The organism is Pseudoalteromonas sp. SG41-1 (assembly GCF_014164575.1).
GTDB classification, from domain to species: domain Bacteria; phylum Pseudomonadota; class Gammaproteobacteria; order Enterobacterales; family Alteromonadaceae; genus Pseudoalteromonas; species Pseudoalteromonas rhizosphaerae.
Window position 1 is genome coordinate 1 of the sequence record NZ_JACJFL010000116.1, and the last position, 623, is coordinate 623.

The following is a 623-nucleotide window of genomic DNA, read 5'->3' on the forward strand; positions in this document are numbered from 1 at the left end:
GACTTATCCTGCCAAAATAAATTCATTCCAATCAATTTTGCTGAGCAAATATTGCCAGGTACATTTGAGTATGCGCTTTGTTATATTGTCGAAAATAAACTCGATTTGTCGGGCTTTGACGCGTGGTATAACAATGATAAAACGGGCGCCGCTGCGTATCCTCCTTCAGTGATGCTAAAGATTATTTTACTTGGTTACGCACATGGTTTGGTTAGTAGCCGCCGTATTGCTAAGGCGTGTGAGACGAATATTTTGTTCATGAGTGTGTCGGGTGATATTCAACCTCATTACACATCTGTAGCGGGATTCGTGGCCAAAATGCACGAACAGATTGAACCGCTGTTTACGCAAGTACTGATGATATGCGACGAAGAAGGCTTGATAGGTCGTAACATGTTTGCCATTGATGGATGCAAATTGAAATCGAATGCGAGTAAAGAATGGAGCGGCACATTCGATGAGCTAGGGCGTAAAAAAGCAAAACTAGAACGCGCGAGTAAACGTATTATCGAACGTCACCAATCACAAGATAGCCTGAGCGAAGAGTTGATAACACAGGATTTAAAGCAAAAAGAAAAGCTGGATAAAAGTGCAGATAAAATCACGGAGTTCTTAGCGACCCA

Annotated in this window: 1 protein-coding gene; it reads left to right on the forward strand. The window is 42.1% G+C overall.

Annotated elements, in window-relative coordinates:
- Positions 1-623, forward strand: a 623-nt coding sequence (locus tag H5203_RS23075) for a transposase (RefSeq protein ID WP_182820380.1), incomplete at both ends; no start/stop codon positions are given.